The 17725-nt window shown below is 42.1% G+C and carries 14 protein-coding genes; 2 read left to right on the plus strand and 12 right to left on the minus strand.

What is annotated here, in order from left to right:
• Positions 1-54: 54 nt before the first annotated feature.
• Positions 55-1461: a M35 family metalloendopeptidase gene (locus A11Q_RS08500; RefSeq protein WP_015470399.1), complete on the minus strand. Its 1407-nt coding sequence runs from the start codon at positions 1459-1461 to the stop codon at positions 55-57.
• A gap of 81 nt (positions 1462-1542) precedes the next feature.
• Positions 1543-2232, minus strand: a complete 690-nt coding sequence (locus A11Q_RS08505) for a hypothetical protein (RefSeq protein WP_015470400.1) — start codon at positions 2230-2232, stop codon at positions 1543-1545.
• 57 nt (positions 2233-2289) lie between these two features.
• On the opposite strand from A11Q_RS08505, the gene A11Q_RS08510 reads away from it, so the two are divergent.
• Positions 2290-3360: a branched-chain amino acid aminotransferase gene (locus A11Q_RS08510; protein WP_015470401.1), complete on the plus strand. Its 1071-nt coding sequence runs from the start codon at positions 2290-2292 to the stop codon at positions 3358-3360.
• A 30-nt stretch (positions 3361-3390) separates the two neighbouring features.
• Here A11Q_RS08510 and A11Q_RS08515 read toward each other — a convergent pair whose 3' ends face one another.
• On the minus strand, positions 3391-5652 hold the full coding sequence (locus A11Q_RS08515; protein WP_015470402.1) for a vitamin B12-dependent ribonucleotide reductase: 2262 nt from the start codon (positions 5650-5652) through the stop codon (positions 3391-3393).
• A gap of 163 nt (positions 5653-5815) precedes the next feature.
• Here A11Q_RS08515 and A11Q_RS08520 point away from each other — a divergent pair, with 163 nt between their 5' ends.
• Positions 5816-6142, plus strand: a complete 327-nt coding sequence (locus tag A11Q_RS08520; RefSeq protein ID WP_015470403.1) for a HesB/IscA family protein — start codon at positions 5816-5818, stop codon at positions 6140-6142.
• 119 nt (positions 6143-6261) lie between these two features.
• Here A11Q_RS08520 and A11Q_RS08525 read toward each other — a convergent pair whose 3' ends face one another.
• The 9 genes from A11Q_RS08525 to smc all read right to left on the minus strand — a co-directional run bounded on the left by A11Q_RS08525 (position 6262) and on the right by smc (position 17698).
• Positions 6262-7920, minus strand: a complete 1659-nt coding sequence (locus A11Q_RS08525; protein ID WP_015470404.1) for a Calx-beta domain-containing protein — start codon at positions 7918-7920, stop codon at positions 6262-6264.
• Positions 7921-8102: 182 nt separating this feature from the next.
• Positions 8103-8504 (minus strand): 2Fe-2S iron-sulfur cluster-binding protein, encoded by a 402-nt coding sequence (locus A11Q_RS08530; protein ID WP_015470405.1) that lies wholly within the window; start codon positions 8502-8504, stop codon positions 8103-8105.
• A 1-nt stretch (position 8505) separates the two neighbouring features.
• Positions 8506-9726, minus strand: a complete 1221-nt coding sequence (gene tyrS / locus A11Q_RS08535) for a tyrosine--tRNA ligase (protein WP_015470406.1) — start codon at positions 9724-9726, stop codon at positions 8506-8508.
• Positions 9726-11288 (minus strand): ribonuclease Y, encoded by a 1563-nt coding sequence (rny, locus tag A11Q_RS08540; protein WP_015470407.1) that lies wholly within the window; start codon positions 11286-11288, stop codon positions 9726-9728. The genes tyrS and rny overlap by 1 nt, the downstream gene beginning before the upstream one ends.
• Positions 11279-11839, minus strand: a complete 561-nt coding sequence (locus A11Q_RS13570; protein ID WP_015470408.1) for a 5-formyltetrahydrofolate cyclo-ligase — start codon at positions 11837-11839, stop codon at positions 11279-11281. Before A11Q_RS13570 ends, rny begins: the two co-directional genes overlap by 10 nt.
• 29 nt (positions 11840-11868) lie before the next feature.
• Entirely contained in the window at positions 11869-12192 is a 324-nt protein-coding gene (locus A11Q_RS08550) for a cell division protein ZapA (protein WP_015470409.1), read from the minus strand.
• A gap of 92 nt (positions 12193-12284) precedes the next feature.
• Positions 12285-12869: a hypothetical protein gene (locus tag A11Q_RS08555; protein WP_015470410.1), complete on the minus strand. Its 585-nt coding sequence runs from the start codon at positions 12867-12869 to the stop codon at positions 12285-12287.
• Between the two features lie 9 nt (positions 12870-12878).
• On the minus strand, positions 12879-14090 hold the full coding sequence (ftsY, locus tag A11Q_RS08560) for a signal recognition particle-docking protein FtsY (protein ID WP_015470411.1): 1212 nt from the start codon (positions 14088-14090) through the stop codon (positions 12879-12881).
• Between the two features lie 23 nt (positions 14091-14113).
• Entirely contained in the window at positions 14114-17698 is a 3585-nt protein-coding gene (gene smc, locus A11Q_RS08565) for a chromosome segregation protein SMC (protein WP_015470412.1), read from the minus strand.
• Positions 17699-17725: the final 27 nt, after the last annotated feature.

The raw sequence follows: 17725 nt of genomic DNA on the forward strand, positions 1-17725 counted from the left end.
CTGATACTCCTCAGGCAGGCCCTTTTTAGCAGTTTAAGACTTAAATAGTATCGATTACTCGAAGAAGCGGAACGACTCTTGTGGAGTAATATCCACAATCGTACCTTGAAGGTCTGTCGTAACAGGAGTTGATCGACCTTGCTCAATTTGGAATAAGTCACCAGTAGCCGTCAAACCTAGAACTACGCCACCCGCTTTTTGAATACGCTTGTAGGGTTGATCCAACACAACTGAAGAGGCCTTTACGTAAGCGCGCTTATTCGCACAGCCCACTTCCAGAAGATCTCCACTTACTGTCGATAGAACTACACTGTATTTGTCACGAGCGTAGCCCTCTGGATACACCAAAGAAGATGCTGTTAAACCATTTGGTAATGATAAAGTTGTTTCACTTGGTGATCTTGGATCACAAAGGAATTTAACAGAGTCACCATATACACGTGCACTCCATTGAGCTCCGATATGCAAGTCGATTAACTTCGCTTTTTCTTCAGGAGTTTGCGCATTGTAATCTGTCACCATATCAGATGGCGATTGTTCTAATCCACCTTCATCATGACTGAAAACATATCCCGCTTTTAATGTTTTATCTTCAGGGAATAAGATCATGTGTTGACCACGACGAACAATGTGTCCCAAAGCTGGAGCTTTACCTAAAGTTTTGATCTCTTTAGTCTCCATATCCATTGAGTGAAAATCTTGTGTGTTTGTTAATGCTAACAATTTTTCAGCACGATGAATTTTAACAGGAATTTCAAATGCCTCATCCGCATAAACGATAGCAGAAGATTTAGCATAGGCTTTTAATGCAGGATGAATGCCTTCAGCATACTTTGAAAGTTGAGCATAAGTTTCAACCGTCACCGCGTAAGATCCACCTTTAGAGATGCGATCATCACATGCACCTTGTAGACCCTGACGAGCCCCTTTTGAACACGTGATATGAGGAAAGCCATCAATATGACGAGCTTCATGCATCATCACGCTGGCGCGATCTAAAGATGAAAAGCTATTTGTAAGCGCCATCGGGCATGTGTACATCGTATTGCCCCACATATAAACATAGGCAATAACACCTTTTTGGCAGTTACTTACGATTTCTAATTTGTTAATACGACCAACAAAGTAATCATACCAACCATGTGCAAATTTACCCGAAAACAACTCATCTTCACTTGGAGTCATGGTCTCAGCAAACTTCGTCTGACGCATGAACATCAATGACGACAATAAATGCCATGTCTGAGAGTCGTCGTTACAAAATTCACGATTAGCAATATTGGAAAACTGTTTAAAGTTCTTCGCAATAGCTGCCATTTCGCTTTGAGGAATACAGTCACCTGTATGTACCGGATTGTTGTCATTTGCTGGTTCTGGAAAAATATCCACTTGTGCATTTGAAACTGACACGAATGTAAATGAAATCACCACAGCTAAAAACTGAGAAATAGATTTGATCATAGAGCCCCCTCTGCCCACCTTCATATTTGAAGACAGCAGATTCTATCTAGGCAAATTCTGAAACGTCTATCTAAAACTGAATTATCGCAGCTCTTTCAGCAGTCTTTCTGCATAGCTCCGAACCTGTTGGGACTCCGCCTTTTGACTCAATAATTTTAACTTATCTTTGGCATTAGGATTTGTTTTCGCCCGTTGAGCCAGCTCATCCACTTGCATATAGCGCAGCGCTAGCTCTTGAGCGTTTCTTAGCTCGGCCTCTGAGTGCGGAATTGAGGGACCATGATCTGTTATTGGCTGTGCTGAGACCTCAAACATGGCCTCTAAAGAATTTGCCGACGTATTTAAACTGAGCATATAAGCAGCTAAGACCCGCTCGTTTGCCGGCATACTGCTTTCACGTGTGACCTTAACCAAAGCCTTCAACTGTTCTGTTGTCAATGTCTGCGCTTGTGCCTTGAGACGTAGCTGGATTTCTTCCGTATTCAGTCCTGTCGAATTCATCGAACGTGACTCTTCGGAAATCCACTTTTTCAACTGCTGTTCATTTAATGACTGTAATCCTACAGGAGCGCCTGACTCAGAAGTGACGCTTGTAGCAGCAATTTCACTGTCAGAAACTTCCTCTTGCTCCTCATCATCTGTAACAGAGGAATCCATCGTCTGCTCTTCTAAAATATCTTCAGATTTCAAAGAGTCCGTCGTCTGAAAAAAGTAAATACTGGCTAAAATAACAGCGGCCAAAACGATTAAGATGATGACTGATTTACGCATAAGGCGTATTAAACCCTTAAGGCCTATAAAAAGTCCACCAGTTTGATCGGAGACCTCATGAAAACGACTATCTCAATTGAAAAAACAAAATCTGAGCGCACCCGCCACCCTGAAGACCAATTAGGTTTTGGGAAATACTTTGCCGACCATATGTTTATAGCCGAGTATTCCGAAGGTTCTTGGAAAGAGGCGCGCATTGTACCCTACGGGCCTTTATCATTAGATCCCGGCGCTTCTGTATTTCACTACGGGCAGGCGCTTTTCGAAGGAATGAAAGCCTTCCGAGGACAAAATGATCGTATCCACCTTTTTCGTCCTGACTTTCACGTTCGTAGATTAGCTCACGGAGCCGAAAAACTCTGTATGCCTTCCGTTCCCGCAGAGCTTTTTACAGAAGCGGTAGAAGCTTTAGTAAAAGTAGACAGCTCGTGGATTCCAAAATCTGAAGGCTCTGCTCTGTATTTACGTCCCACTTTAATTGGAACAGAATCTTTCTTAGGTGTACGCCCTTCACAGAAATACTTATTTTTTATTATCACGTCTCCTGTTGGTCCTTATTACAGTGAGGGGTTTAACCCAGTTAAAATTTGGATTGAGCGTTCACGTGTTCGCGCCGCTGTTGGTGGACTCGGAGACATCAAAGCCGGTGCCAACTATGCCGCCAGCCTTGCCGCTTCAACTGCTGCAAAGAAAAAAGATTTCGCGCAGGTACTTTGGTTAGACTCGATGGAAAGAAAATATATCGAAGAAGTGGGAACTATGAACGTCTTCTTCAAAATCAATGATGAAGTGATCACTCCCGCTTTAAACGGAAGTATCCTTGCTGGCGCCACCCGAGACTGCGTCATCCAACTTCTTAAATCATGGAACATTCCTGTTACGGAAAGAAAAATCAGCATCGACGAAGTTTTCGACGCTCACAAAACAGGTCAACTAAAAGAAGTCTTCGGTTCCGGCACGGCTGCTGTTGTTTCGTCTGTCGGAGAACTTGCAGACCAAGATCACCGCATCACTATTAATAACAACCAAGTGGGTGATTTAACGAAAAAGCTCTTAAATGAAATCACTTCCATTCAGCTAGGAAAAAAATCTGATCCCTTTGGTTGGGTTAAGGTATTGGAATCTTAGTTGGTTTTAGGTTTTATTATTCGCTCGAAACTAACTGGCACAAGCCGTGGTCGTACCACAGTTCAAACAACGATAACAACCAGACTCTAATATCGTCTGATGACCGCACTCCCCACAAAGTGGCAGGGGTTTTTCTTCTTCTGCATCTTTAGTATTCTGAGCATTCAGAGGCTGAGCAAACTTACTGCCATCACGGTAGATCGCAACGGCCTTGAGTCCTAGTTTCCACGCTTGAAAATAGGTCCGACTGATATCCTCTACTGTTGCCTCAGCGGGTAAATTCACTGTCTTTGAAATAGCTCCACTAATAAAAGGCTGAACCGCCGCCATCATTTTTAAATGAGCGTCAGAAGATAAAGACAGATCACCTGTCGCACAGGCAAAAATCGATTCATGCTCACTCTGTACACCACTCCCTCGAATCGAGCCAGTTTGCGATACACACTCTATAATTTGTCTTATCGAATCCGAACTGTATCCTAAAATTTTTAGAGCATGACTTACCGATTGGTTTACTATTTGTAAGTATCCACCGCCAGAAAGCTTTTTATTTTTGATCAATGAAAAATCAGGCTCTATGCCCGTGGTATCACAATCCATTACAAGCCCAATGGTTCCTGTCGGAGCGATCACTGTCGCCTGCGCATTGCGGTAACCATGTTTTTTTCCTGTCGCTATAACAGTTTCCCAAACTTCAGATGCGTTGGCTTTTAATTCTTGAGGTAGGTTTCTCCACTGCACATGTTTAAGTGATGTTTGATGACGCTTTAGCACACGTAACATTTCAGTTTTGTTTTTTTGATAACCAGCAAAACTACCCAAGATAGCTGACATCTCGGCACTTGTTTTATATGCGGTTCCAGCCAGAATTGAAGTTAAAGCTCCGGCCCATGCGCGGGCCTCTTCAGAGTCATATGGCAAAGCCTTGCGCATAAAGAAAGAACCTAGATTCGCAAAGCCAAGCCCCAAAGGGCGATAGTCGTGGGAGTTCTGCGCAATGACTTCAGTTGGATAACTGGAAAAATCCACCAAACATTCCTGAGCGATGAACATCATACGGCACACATAAATGAATTCATCTAGTAAAAATCCCTGCTGCCCATCTAGAAATTTCACTAGATTCAAAGAAGCCAAGTTACAGGCGGAGTTATCTAAGAACATGTATTCCGAACATGGATTACTGGCTTTAATTCGACCTGTAACGCCACAGGTATGCCATGTGTTGATCGTATCTTCGAACTGTAATCCTGGATCAGCACAATGCCATGCGGCCTCACATATTTGCTTCCACAAATCATCCACTAAGATTTGCTTGAATGTTTTTCCATCGGTGCGATTTACCAATGCCCATTTTTTATTTTTTCCAATAGATCGCATAAACCGATCTGGCACACGGACAGAGTTATTTGCATTCTGCCCCGAGACAGTCCTATAAGCTTCTCCATCTAGATCAGCAGAATATCCCTGAGCTATTAAAGATTGAGCTTTCTTTTCTTCTTTCCACTTCCACCGAATGAAGTCTTCCACTTCAGGGTGATCTAAATCCAAACAGACCATCTTAGCCGCGCGACGAGTGGTTCCACCTGACTTGATAGCTCCGGCAGCTTTATCTAAAACCTCTAAGAACGAGATCAATCCAGAGCTATATCCACCTGAAGACAATTTTTCATTTTTACCTCGTAAAGCCGAAAAATTAGTCCCAGATCCAGAACCAAACTTAAAAAGTTTAGCCTCGGAATCAAGAAGTCCCAAAATCGATTCCAAGTTATCGTCAATAGATTGAATAAAGCACGCAGAGGTCTGAGGATGACGATAAGCTTCGTTCACCGCCACAACTGATTTTTTCTTTTTATTCCAAATAAAATGTTCACTCTGTGACTTGGCTCCATAGCTGTCGTGTAGCCCCAGATTGAACCAGACAGGTGAGTTAAATGCAGCCTTCTGAGAATACAAAATGTATTTGATCTCTTCGATAAATATATGAATATCTTTTTTATTTTTAAATAATCCCGATTGCTCAGCTGCACGGCTAAGTCCTTTACCCACTCTTTCTATTAAAGCTTCAACTGAGTTTTCCGATTTTTCAGATTTACGAAAGTACTTACTGGCCGCGATATCAATAGCTGTCGCCGACCAATCTTCAGGAGCTTTGACACGCTTCTTTTGATAATAGATCTGTCCATCTTTTCCTGTAATTTGAGAATCGTGATGCTTCCATTTAAACTGCTGCCGCGCTGTTTTTCCGGCTGGAACAAAATAAGGTTTAATAGTAAATCGCGCTGCGTGAGCCATGACTTACAGTTTATACTGTTTTGGATTTTTAACCAAGTCTGCCTCCAAAGCCAATATAGGCCACTTTTACATCCCTTTAAGCCCCGAAAGCGCCTCTACGCGACCCGTTTTATCCATAAAAAAGGACCTCCCCAAAAAGATAAAAAAGCGCTATAATCAAAGCATGATTAAAATTACAGAATCCGCTTCACAGAAAATCCTCGCTTTAAAAAATGAAGAAGGTAAGCCTTCGGAAGCTTTTTTACGTGTTGAAGTTAAAAAAGGGGGCTGCTCTGGGCTTTCTTATAAAATGGATTTCGATACGGAACTAAAAGAAGGCGATAAAGCTTTTGAGGCCCACGGGCAACGTATTGTGGTTGATACTCAAAGCATTCTTTACCTTATTGGTATGGAGTTAGATTACTCTGGTGGCTTGAATGGCAAAGGTTTTGTCTTCAACAACCCCAATGCGACAAAAAATTGTGGATGCGGCTCTAGCTTCAACGTCTAGATCTTTCCTACACTCGCTTCACTCATCACTTTACTTATTAGCTAACAATCACTTCTCTAAATAAAAAAAGCCAGAAACTGAGTTTCTGGCTTTTTTATTTTTATCATTCACTTTTTCGATTAGAAACGAACGCGGTCCGAAGCCGGTCTTGGAGCTGGTGGTGGCGGAGTCGGCGGTTTGCAAAGAGCTTCATCTTTTGCAATCGAGATGGTCGCGCGTTTACTAGCCATCTCTGCATTTTCGATTTGTGTCACAACTAAGTAGAACTCAGAAGCATCTTTACAAGCTGTTTGAGGTAAGATGCGTACTGGCACTTCTACTGAAGTTAAACCTGGAGCCACAACAACTCTTTGCTTCACTGGAGCATAATCTACATCAGCACGTGCGCTACCATCTTGCGTTTCAATTTCAATCACCACAGGTAAAGTCGAACTTTCAGTTAACACCACTTTGGCTGTAGCAATCGTACCTTGAGCTGCCGAAATTCTATCACGCTCGTAGCTAGCTGATGGCTGTTTTACTTTATCTAGTAATGTCAGATCTGCTTTCAAGTTACCTAAAGTTGTTCCCGCATCACGTTCTTCAGGAGTTAATACGATTTCAAATTCTTGATCTCCTTGGCGTAAGTTATCAATATCCACCGCGCTTACGATGATGCTTGCGTAGTTCGTATTAGCTGTTGCGAACATGCGTCCACTTAGTGTCTTAAATCTTTCGCCAACCACAATCCCTTGTTCTTTAGGAATGATCGTCCATCCAAAGTTCATGTCTTGTTTGAAGTTCTCGACAAAGTGCAGAGTTAAGTTACGAGTATCCCCTTCAGACATGATGAATCTTTGTCCATCAACTAAAGCCACGACTACTGGAGCTGGTGGTTCTGGAATTGGCTCTGGTGTAGGTTCAGGCGTTGGAGTTGGAGGCACTGGTGCCGGACGACATGGAATAACGATAGTCGCCTTATCTTTAACAATAGTTGCACCTTGTACTGTGATTCTGTTCATCTTAGCGTAAAACTCTGTATGGCAAAGTGCTTGCGAGTGAATACCAACAACTGGCAAATCCATACGTGTTGTTCCCGGAGGGAAGATCAATGTTTGTTCTACGGCATTGTTAGGACTCAATGTTTTGTAACCCGTGTAATCACGGTGACGAATAGCAGACCCATCACGTAGTTTTACATCGACTACAACTGGAGACGTCGACGAACGACTCAACTGTAAAGCTAAGCGCACTTCACCGCGAATATCGGATTCAAGATTGTATTCTACAAAGCTCACGATTGGCAGATTGTCTGGTGTGTTACCTACGCTCGCATCCAATAATGTTAAATCCGCGTTCAGGATTTCACGTTGATTGTTTACTGGTGTTAACGCAATAACGAACTCTTGTGTGCCTTGTTGAATAGAATCGATGTCTACAGCTGAAATTTGAACTGTTAAACTTTTCTGTCCACGAGTTCCAACTGCTGTACCATGTGGAGTTTCAAAACGATCATTTGGGTTAATACTTTGATCTTTAGAAACGATCGTCCATGAATAGTTCGTGTCGGCATTAAATGCATTAGTTAACTGCAAGGTGAACTGTTTGTTCTTTTCACCTTCTGTCATCACGAATGCGTTCGCGCCATCTAATTTATTTTGCGGAGACTGCTGTCCTTGCCCCAAAATCCCTGCAGGTCGTCCATCGTAGTTTACTTTAGAACATGAACTCACGACTGCAATAGCAGTAAAGGCCATCAACAAACGAACAACAAATTTCAATGACAGGTTCAACGACATAAGAACTCCTCAAGTTTTGATACCGGCGCAGTATATGCAAACTCAGGTCAAATAACCATTGTCAAAAAATTAGTCATGTAAAAAGGTAAAATAGAAAATTTGTATCTTGAAAAAGCGACAAAAATCGTCGTTATCGTCTGAAAGTTAGATAGTGGTAACCCCTCTATGGCGAGGGTCTTCATCTACTGAGGTTTTTCAGGCTTTTTCTGAGCTAAAATCATCGTGTCTTGTACTGCTGAAAGCTCTTTTGGATCACGCTGTTTAAAGCCTCTGACTTTTTTCTGCGAGTCCACTTTATTGATTTGCTCTGTTAAATCCACAGTGACAGAACCAAAACATCTGACCTGGCAGCTCAGGCGACGTCCATCTAAGTAATAACTTGAACCGATAAGATTCAGCTCGGCTTTGCTGGGCTCTGGAATCGAATTTTCACCCTCAACAATGCGCACACGACACTCTGAACACGAAGCAATTCCACCACAAATAGACTTAATTTTTAAACCCGCTTCTGTCGCCAACTGCATCAGAGTTTTAGAGGGATCGACATCGACTTCAACATTTTGAGGAATAAATTTAATCTTCATATTAAGAAACCACTACCTTGATAAATTTCTTCTTACCTGCACGGATAACCATCGACTGTCCAGACCGTAAGCTGAGCTTCAGCTTCGGATCGCTCACTTTTTGTTGATCAATTTGTACACCGCCGCCAGTGATAAGACGGCTAGCTTCACTGTTCGAAGCTGTAAGTCCTGCTTGTGTCATCAAATTCACTAATCCAATTTCAGCCTGTGGGGCTATCGAAAATTCTTCGATAACATCTGGCATCCCTTTATCAACAAAGATCCGATTGAATTCATCCTCGGCCGCCTGTGCCGCCGCTTGAGAATGAAAACGTGCCACTAAGATCTTAGCTAAATTCACTTTTACTTCGCGTGGATGACGACGTTTTTCACTGACATCCGAAATTAATTTTGCCAGCTCCGTCGGAGTAATGTCCGTCAATAGTTGATAATAGCGGAACATCAAATCATCCGAAACACGCATTGTTTTACCAAACATGTCCTTAGGAGACTCATTTACTCCGATATAATTATCCAAAGACTTCGACATTTTATTCACACCGTCTAAGCCTTCAAGGATTGGCATCGTCAAAATACACTGAGGTTCTTGACCATAAGCAGACTGTAAATCACGTCCAACTAGAAGGTTAAATTTCTGATCGGTTCCACCTAGTTCAAGATCACTTTTCAAAGCCACAGAGTCATACCCCTGACAAAGTGGATACATAAACTCGTGAATAGAAATTGGACTATTGGCCTTGTAACGCTTCGTAAAATCATCACGTTCTAACATACGTGCCACAGTGTACTGCGCCGACAGCCGTATGAAATCAATCGATGTTAATTTTAACAACCAGCTAGAGTTGTACACGATCTCTGTTTTTTCAGGATCAAGGATTTTATAAATTTGTGAAGCGTAAGTTTTCGCATTTTGTTCGATCTCTTCACGACTCAGAATCGGGCGCGTGGTATTTTTACCAGATGGGTCCCCGATCAATGCCGTGAAATCACCAATTAGAAATTGGATGTGATGTCCCAGATCTTGAAGTGTCTTCAGTTTATTAATAACAACTGTATGACCTAAATGAATGTCAGGACGACTTGGGTCCGCCCCTAGCTTCACCTTAAGAGGCTTTTTGGTTTCATAGCTTTTTTTCAGTTTCTTCAAAAAATCAGCTTCACTGATAAAGTCTACAGCACCAAACTTGATAAGCTCTAGTTGCTCTTCGGGACGTTTGAACATTAGCGTGCAACCTCAACCGAGCGAGTTTCTCGAACGATTGTTACCTTAACTTGTCCAGCATGAGGTAATTCTCTTTCGATCTTTTTCACGATATCGCGAGCTAACATAAGGCTTTGATCGTCTGTCACACGTGAGCTTTCGACTAAGACACGCACTTCACGACCAGCTTGAATGGCCACAGACTTCATAACGCCATCAAAAGAATTGGCAATACTTTCTAAATCTTTTAAGCGATTAATGAAGCTATCCATTTGCTGACGACGAGCACCCGGTCTGTTATTAGATAAAGTATTCGCGCAGTGAACTATCCACGCCAAAGCAGATGATGGTTTTTCATAATCGTTATGGGCACGAATCGCATGACATACATCATCTGACTCACCATACTTCTTGGCAATTTCAGCACCTACAAAGGCATAACTGCCCTCAAAAGTATGATCTGCAGCTAAACCGATGTTATGCAACAAACCCGCGCGTTTAGCGATCTTCACATTCATACCCAATTCAGCAGCCAATAGACCTGACACGTGCGCCACTTCCATAGCATGATTCAAACAGTTTTGCGCATGCGTACTGCGGTATTTTAAGCTTCCTAGCATTTTAATCAATTCGTTATGAATTTGTGAAACGCCCAGCTCAACAATAACTTTATCGCCCTCTTCCTTCATCGACTTCGCCAGCTCTACTTTTTGTTTTTCAACTACTTCTTCGATACGCGCTGGATGAACACGGCCATCTTCCATTAACTTATCAATTGTTCTTCTAGCTAGTTCACGACGAACAGGATCGAATCCCGAAATAACAATCGTTTCAGGAGTGTCATCTACGATAAGATCCACACCACAGTGGGCCTCTAAGGTACGGATATTACGACCTTCACGACCAATGATCTTACCTTTCATCTCGTCAGAAGTAAGAGACATAACGGAAACAGTTCTTTCAGATGTATACTCAGAAGCAAATCGAGCCATGGCGCGCGCCAAGATGTTACGCCCTTTTTTGTCCGCTTCTTTTTGTGCTTCTTCTTCAATTTGAGCGATTTTCTTAGCTGCTTCCGCCTTTGCTGTTTCTTCTAGAACTTGAAATAGCTCACGACGAGCTTGTTCCTGTGTCATCTGCGCGACACTTTCAAGCTTCTTCTGTAAGTTGTTGATTTGCTCTTGATTTGTTTTTTCAGCATCTTTGATGCGATTTTCAGAGATTAAAATTTTCTCTTCACGATCTTTCAATTGATTCATGAATTTATCGTTTTCGTCCTGACGGCTTTTGAACTGATCATCAATTTCTTTCAGACGTCTTTCCAATTGAGACTCTTTGTTCTTCAACTGCGCACGCTGTTTATTGATGTCAGCTTCTACGTTACGGCGAGCTTTCGTTTCAAAATCTTTCGCTTTGCTTTCTGAATCTTTTTTGATTTTCAAGCTTTCAGATTTAGCTTTATTCAAAATTCTTTCAGCTTCCGCTTTTGCAGACTTTTTCGAGTTTTGATCTTGCAATCTTTTAAAAGCAAAAACGATAAATCCGCCGACGATGACTCCCACTAATGCGAATACTAATTCCACTTACCTACTCCTTCAAAATTCCGACCTGTTTGGTATACATGATCTTCCGTCACAACTAGGTCACATTGAATATCGTGTTCTTCGCGAGGTAACTCCTCACACAAAGACACATTAAAACAAACACCAATTTTTATACCCGCATAATCTTGTAATGCGCGGTCATAATGCCCTTTACCCCGACCTAATCGATAACCTTTTTTATCGTAAGCCACCGCCGGAATAACGAACCCTTTAATATCTTCTAAAGAAACTGTTTCCCCATCATTTGGCTCCATAAAACCAAATTCTGATTTTTCAAATACTTGTGCCGAATGCACAAAGCTCAGCTCTTGTTTTTGCATTTTAGGAAAAGCCCAATTGATTTTTCCTGAAACCTGATCCCACTGAATTTGCGGCTCATCACTTAAATAACTGTAAGCGCCCCAAACCCCGGTTTGAGAAGATAGGACTTTTTTTAAATTGTCTTGAATACGCGACGACTGGCTTTGCTTGTCAGCCAAATCTAATGCACGCAATTTTTGTAAGATGTTACTTCTAACAACTGATTTCAAAACAACCTCAAAGCCTGTACGAGTACAGATTAGTAAATACTAGCTTTGTTCGTTTTGGAATTTTCTAGGTCTTGAGAAAGTTTCAGCGCTTTAGCTTCTAGCTTTTCTAATTCGGCCTGCGCCTTTTGTTTTAACAGAATCATCTCTTCGGCAATATTAAGTGCTGCTAGCACAGCCGCATTTTGAAAGGATGAGTTCTTGGTCACAGCCAAGGCCTCAGTCACTTTTTGATCGACATAGTCCACAAGCTCGTACACCGTGTGTTCTTCATGAGAAGTCTTTAACTTATATGGAACACCTGCGATGGTGAAATTGAAGGTTTTTTTTAAATGAGCTTTGTCGGACTCAACCATGATTTAATCTGTACTTTCCTAGTAAAAATCCAAAGTAAACAAATACTTAGCTTTATAAGTATTAAGCCTCTAGAGGCATGAGGCAAGAAAATTTATCCTGTACAGGTGCAAATGTCGGCTGACTCTTTTTGAGTACAATTCAGGCTCTTTTTTGACTCTGAAAAATCGATTTTCAAAGAGCGTATTTGTTGGTCTGACCACGAGATATTCAATATGAGGCCACCTGAGCGTCTTTCACGCACACGTGTAAAATCAGAGCGAATGTCCGCACGGATAAGAAGCTGGCGAATTCTGGCTTCGGCACTCAATGGTTTATGACGCAACTCATTAGTCTTGTCGTCTTCCCCTACTTTTTCAGTGGAGATCAGCTTCAGACTGTCGTCTTCCTCGTCGACCTCATAAACATTAATGGAACCATTTTCATACTTCAGCTTTTTAAGGTCACTGCGCTGTTTATAAACAACTTCACGATACAACAGCTCTGAAGAGACTAACGAATACGCGGACTCAATAGCGCTGTAGAGTTTGCGGTGATTGTCTGTTTTTTGAAGATCAATGGCAGAGCCCAGACAACTTTGTAGACTGACCTGATAAGGAGTCAACTTCGGCACACGGACAGTGGCAAAAGACAAGGGTCCCCAAAAAAGAAGAATCAAAAACAGTTTCACTTCCCGCATGGCTCCATTTTATTCGTGGCCTAAGATGGAATCAACATATTCAGAGTAATCGAAAGTTTTTAGATGATTAATCTTTTCTCCGATACCCACAAGTTTCACTGGAATCCCAATTTGATCCACAACTCCCAAGGCGACTCCACCTTTAGCTGTGCCATCCATTTTCGTTAGAACCACTCCATTTAATCCTAAAGCCTGATGGAATTCTTTCGCTTGCATCAAGGCATTTTGTCCAGAATTCGCATCCAGTACGATCCATGTTTCATGTGGGGCCGATTCGATAACTTTCGCCATCACACGTTTTACTTTTTTGAGTTCATCCATCAGATGAGCCTGAGTATGTAAGCGACCTGCTGTATCTAAAATCACAAAATCAAACCCTTGCGACTTCGCTTTTGTCACTGCATCGAATGCCACTGCACTTGGGTCTTTTGTGTTTTCCGGCCAGTAAATTTCAACAGCGCCTTCACCACTGGAGGCATTGCTAGCACGGTCTGTCCATGTCTTGAGTTGCCCACCAGCTGCGGCTCTGAACGTATCCCCCGCAGCCACTAAAACACGATAGTTCTGTGATGCCAGTTGAGCCGTAATTTTACCTATCGAAGTGGTTTTGCCCGCGCCATTAACTCCTACCACCATCAGAACAAACGGTCCTGACTCTGGTTTCTTTAACAGCTCTGCAACCTTCACTTTACCGTGATCAGCACTTTGTACCGGTTCTAAAATCTCTAACATCGTTCGACGCAAAGATGACTTCACTGTGTCTATCTTAGCCATCTCACTGCCACTCAATTCAGACTCTACTGTATCCAAAAGTTTCTGCACCGTTGTCGGGCCAAGATCACTTGTGTAAAGAACTTCTTCCACTTCTTCTAAAACAGCCTTTTTGTCCGCCTGAGAAAATGCACGGCGAATACGTCCAAAAAAGTTCTCTTCGGTTTTGCGTAAGGCTTGGTGTAAATTGGGCTCAGCTTCAACAGCCACAGAAACAGTCTCGGACTTAGCCACACCTGCCACGACGGCCGTTGGTATCGAAGACGAAGTCGGCAGAGGCTCCGGAGCTTCCGGCAGTCTGGCTGGACTGACTGAGCCTTCTGATTTTAATTCCGATTTTGATTTTCTTTTTTTAGATTGAGATAGGGCAATAACGACGATGACTACTAAAAATAGTAATCCGATAAAACCCAACAAAAACAGCATTTGATTCGAGTGAGCTTCTGACATAGAAGCCCACCCTATTATAGAAACTATCTGATGTCAGCTAAACTTACAGAAACCATGGTTGATACACCACGCTCTTGCATTGTTACGCCGTAAAGCTTTTGTGCCACTTCCATCGTGTGTTTGTTATGTGTCACAACGATGATTTGAGAACGCTTCGCCATCTCTTTAACTAAGTCGTTAAATCTGAATACGTTTGCATCATCCAATGGCGCATCAACCTCATCCAGTAAGCAGTACGGAGACGGCTTCACAAGGAAGATCGAGAATACCAACGCCACCGCTGTCAGGGCTTTTTCACCACCCGACATCAACGTTACGTTCTGCATTTTCTTTCCTGGAGGTTTCGCAATGATCTCGATACCCATTTCGCCCTTATCTTCATCTTCTACCAGTTGAAGCATGGCTTCACCACCGCCGAATAAGACAGGGAAAACTTTTTGGAAGCGATCATTAACAAGATCAAATGTTTCTTTAAAGCGTTTCGCACAGATTTTATTGATACGATCAATAACTTTACGAAGCTGTTCTTTCGCCTCTGTCAAATCAGCATGCTGCTGAGTCAAGAAAGCATAGCGCTCTTGAGTTTCAGAGAACTCAGTGATCGCCGAAAGATTCACTTCGCCAATCTTAGCTAATTTATCTCTTAAGTCTTTTAGCTCAGCATCAGCGACCACTGGATCACCTTCGCGGCCAGCGTATTTTTCAACAACATCAGGTAAAATTAACATGTACTTTTCACGAACTTGATCGATCAAATACTGTTCTTTCATTTTCGCTTGCTCAAGTTTCAACTGAGCATCATTCATTTTAGAAAGACGCTCATTTCTTTCACGTTGCATCGTGATCACTTTGTCTTCTAGTTCACGAATATGCGATGTTTCCATCTCGAACTGGTTTTTCACCTGCGAAACTTCAAGACGACGAGCTTCCACATCCGCCAACATACGTTCGAAATCAATCTTCGCTTGTTCAAGCGCGTACTGACCTTCTGACATTTGTGACGTGTAACCTTCTGCCTCTTCTGACATACGTGAAAGTTGAGATTCAAGATCGTTCACTTGTTTTTGAACCATATCTAATTGACGACTAACACCTGCATACTCTTGCGCTTTAGAGGCCGCACGTACCTGCAGATCCATCACTTCAGACTGTTGTGATTCAAAACCATCTTTCATCGAATTGTACTCAGTACTCAATTCAGCTAATGATGTTTCCAACTCTAGCTTTTGAGTTCTTGTTTCAACTAAGCGACTTTCTAGGTCTTCAATCTTTTCAGATAACTGTTCAATTTGCTCAGCTACGCGACGCACTTCTTTTTCTTGTTTTTCAACTGCATTTTGAGCTTGGTTAAACTCGACATCTGCGCGTTCGTAGTCTTTTTTCAATTCAGCAACTTTAATTTCCTGTTCAATACGACGCTGTTGCGCCCCTTCGAAGTCAGAAACCACGTTAGCTAATTGCTCTTCCACTTTTTTCAAAGCAGCCGTTGCTAAGGCTAATTTACCAGCCCATTCGTTCTTTTTGTCTGACAACTCTTTGATTTCACGACGACGTTTTAGAACACCAGACTCCGCAGAGTCTTTAGATCCACCTGTTAATACGCCATCAGCTGACAACGTATCGCCATCCATCGTGACAAAAGTCCATCCTTTATAGTTCGGACGTAGTCTTAGAGCCGTACGAATAGAATCCACAATCGCAACGCCATCTAAAATCTCAGACACTTTGCTTTGATAGATTTCATTTGAGTTCACTACATTCTTTAACAGATCAATAACACCTGTTTCAGATTTAGGATTACCCTGTAAATGTTTGATGTAATGTCCATCATTTGAGTAGAAGCTTGAACGACCTGAATTTTGTGACTTCAAGTGATCAACAGCTTCAACTGCTGTATCTGGTTTTTGTGACAATAACATCTGTAGTTTAGAGCCTAAAGCTGCTTCCATCGCGATTTCATAGTCCGCAGGGACTTCTACCACTTCAGAAACAGGCTTGAAGAACTCACTTACAGTTCCATCAGCATGCATTTCTACTGACTTAGCTTTGCTCCACAACATCACTTGTTTAACACCCTCTTCGAAACCTTCGAAGTTAGCTGCTAAATTTTCTAAGCCATAAAGGCGTGATGCCGTTTCATTTAAATTATCTTTAAAATCCTGAACCTCTACCTGCTTTTGTTGCAATTGTTCCGTTAGGATTTTTTTATTCGTTTCAAAAGCTGTCACATCGCTAGAAAGGTCCATTTGTAATTGGCGCTCTTGTTCTAACTGATTTAACACTTTTCTACGGCGGCCTTCAAAGTCATGCAATGTCTCGCGCAACTCATTCAAAGTGATTTCTTCTTCTGCTTGAGAAGACTCAAGTTCAGATTTACGTCCTAAGAATGACTGTGTTTGCGCATCTAATGCCGATTCACTTTGCCCCAAAGCAATTTGCTGACGACGCTTTTCAGTCAATTCTGTATCAATTTGGCTGTAACGAGCTTGCGCCGATGAAAAGGCTTCTGATTTTAACATGGAATCCGCAGCTAGTTCTTCAGATTCAATTTTTAAAGTATCCGCTTGCTCAACAAGGAACGATAAATCACGAGCTAATAACTCATGACGAGCTTTTTGCTCGCTAAGGATATTCCCCGTCATTTGCTCATTGCGTTTCGCTTGTTCTAACTCAAAGCGAAGCTCTTGAATTTCCATTTCTTTCTTTTGAACTGAAGTTTGGAAATTATAAAAATCCTGTTGTTTCGCTTCGACTGCTTTTTCTTGCTCTAGAACTGACAACTTCAAAGTTTCGAGTTCTGACTGCATTGACGCTAAATTCGCCTCGCTGCCCACTTCAATAGATTGAGCTTCATCGAAAATGCGTTGGGCTTCATCAGCCGCTTGTTTCAAATTCACATATTGAGCTGAAGATAACCACAACTCTAGGTCTTCGATTTGAGTTTTGATATTGCGGTAGCGTTCAGCACGTTGTGCTTGTCTTTGTAAAGAATCAATTTGGCGTTTTAACTCGCCGATGATGTCTTGCAAACGCACTAAGTTCTGATCAGTTGAAATCAACTTTCTTTGCGATTCTTTTTTACGAGCTTTAAACTTAGTGATCCCCGCCGCTTCTTCGATCAACATACGGCGATCTTCTGGTTTCGCTGTGATGATTTTTCCGATCATACCTTGAGCAATGATCGAGAAACCTTTAGAGCCCGCACCCGTATCCATAAAGATCTCTTGTACGTCTTTTAAACGAGCAGGTTCTTTATTGATAAAGTACTCACCTTCACCATTTCTGTGAAGTTTACGAGTCACCATAATTTCAGAATGTTTTAAATACTTGGCTGGGAATGGACCGCCATCGTTTTCTAACGTCAACGAAACTTCACACATTCCCAACGGAGCATAACCTTCAGCACCAGCAAAGATTACATCCGTCATAGCGCTTGCGCGCAGATCTTTTGCGGATTGGTCACCCATAACCCACATTAAGGCATCTACTATATTAGATTTACCACAACCGTTCGGTCCAACAACACCGGTAATACCCGCATCAAACTGAATAACCGTACGATCTTTAAAAGATTTAAAACCAATAAGTTCGAGTTTTTTAATTCTCACGGGTTTTTCTCCTTATAACACAGTATA

The organism is Pseudobdellovibrio exovorus JSS (assembly GCF_000348725.1).
GTDB classification, from domain to species: Bacteria; Bdellovibrionota; Bdellovibrionia; order Bdellovibrionales; family Bdellovibrionaceae; genus Pseudobdellovibrio; species Pseudobdellovibrio exovorus.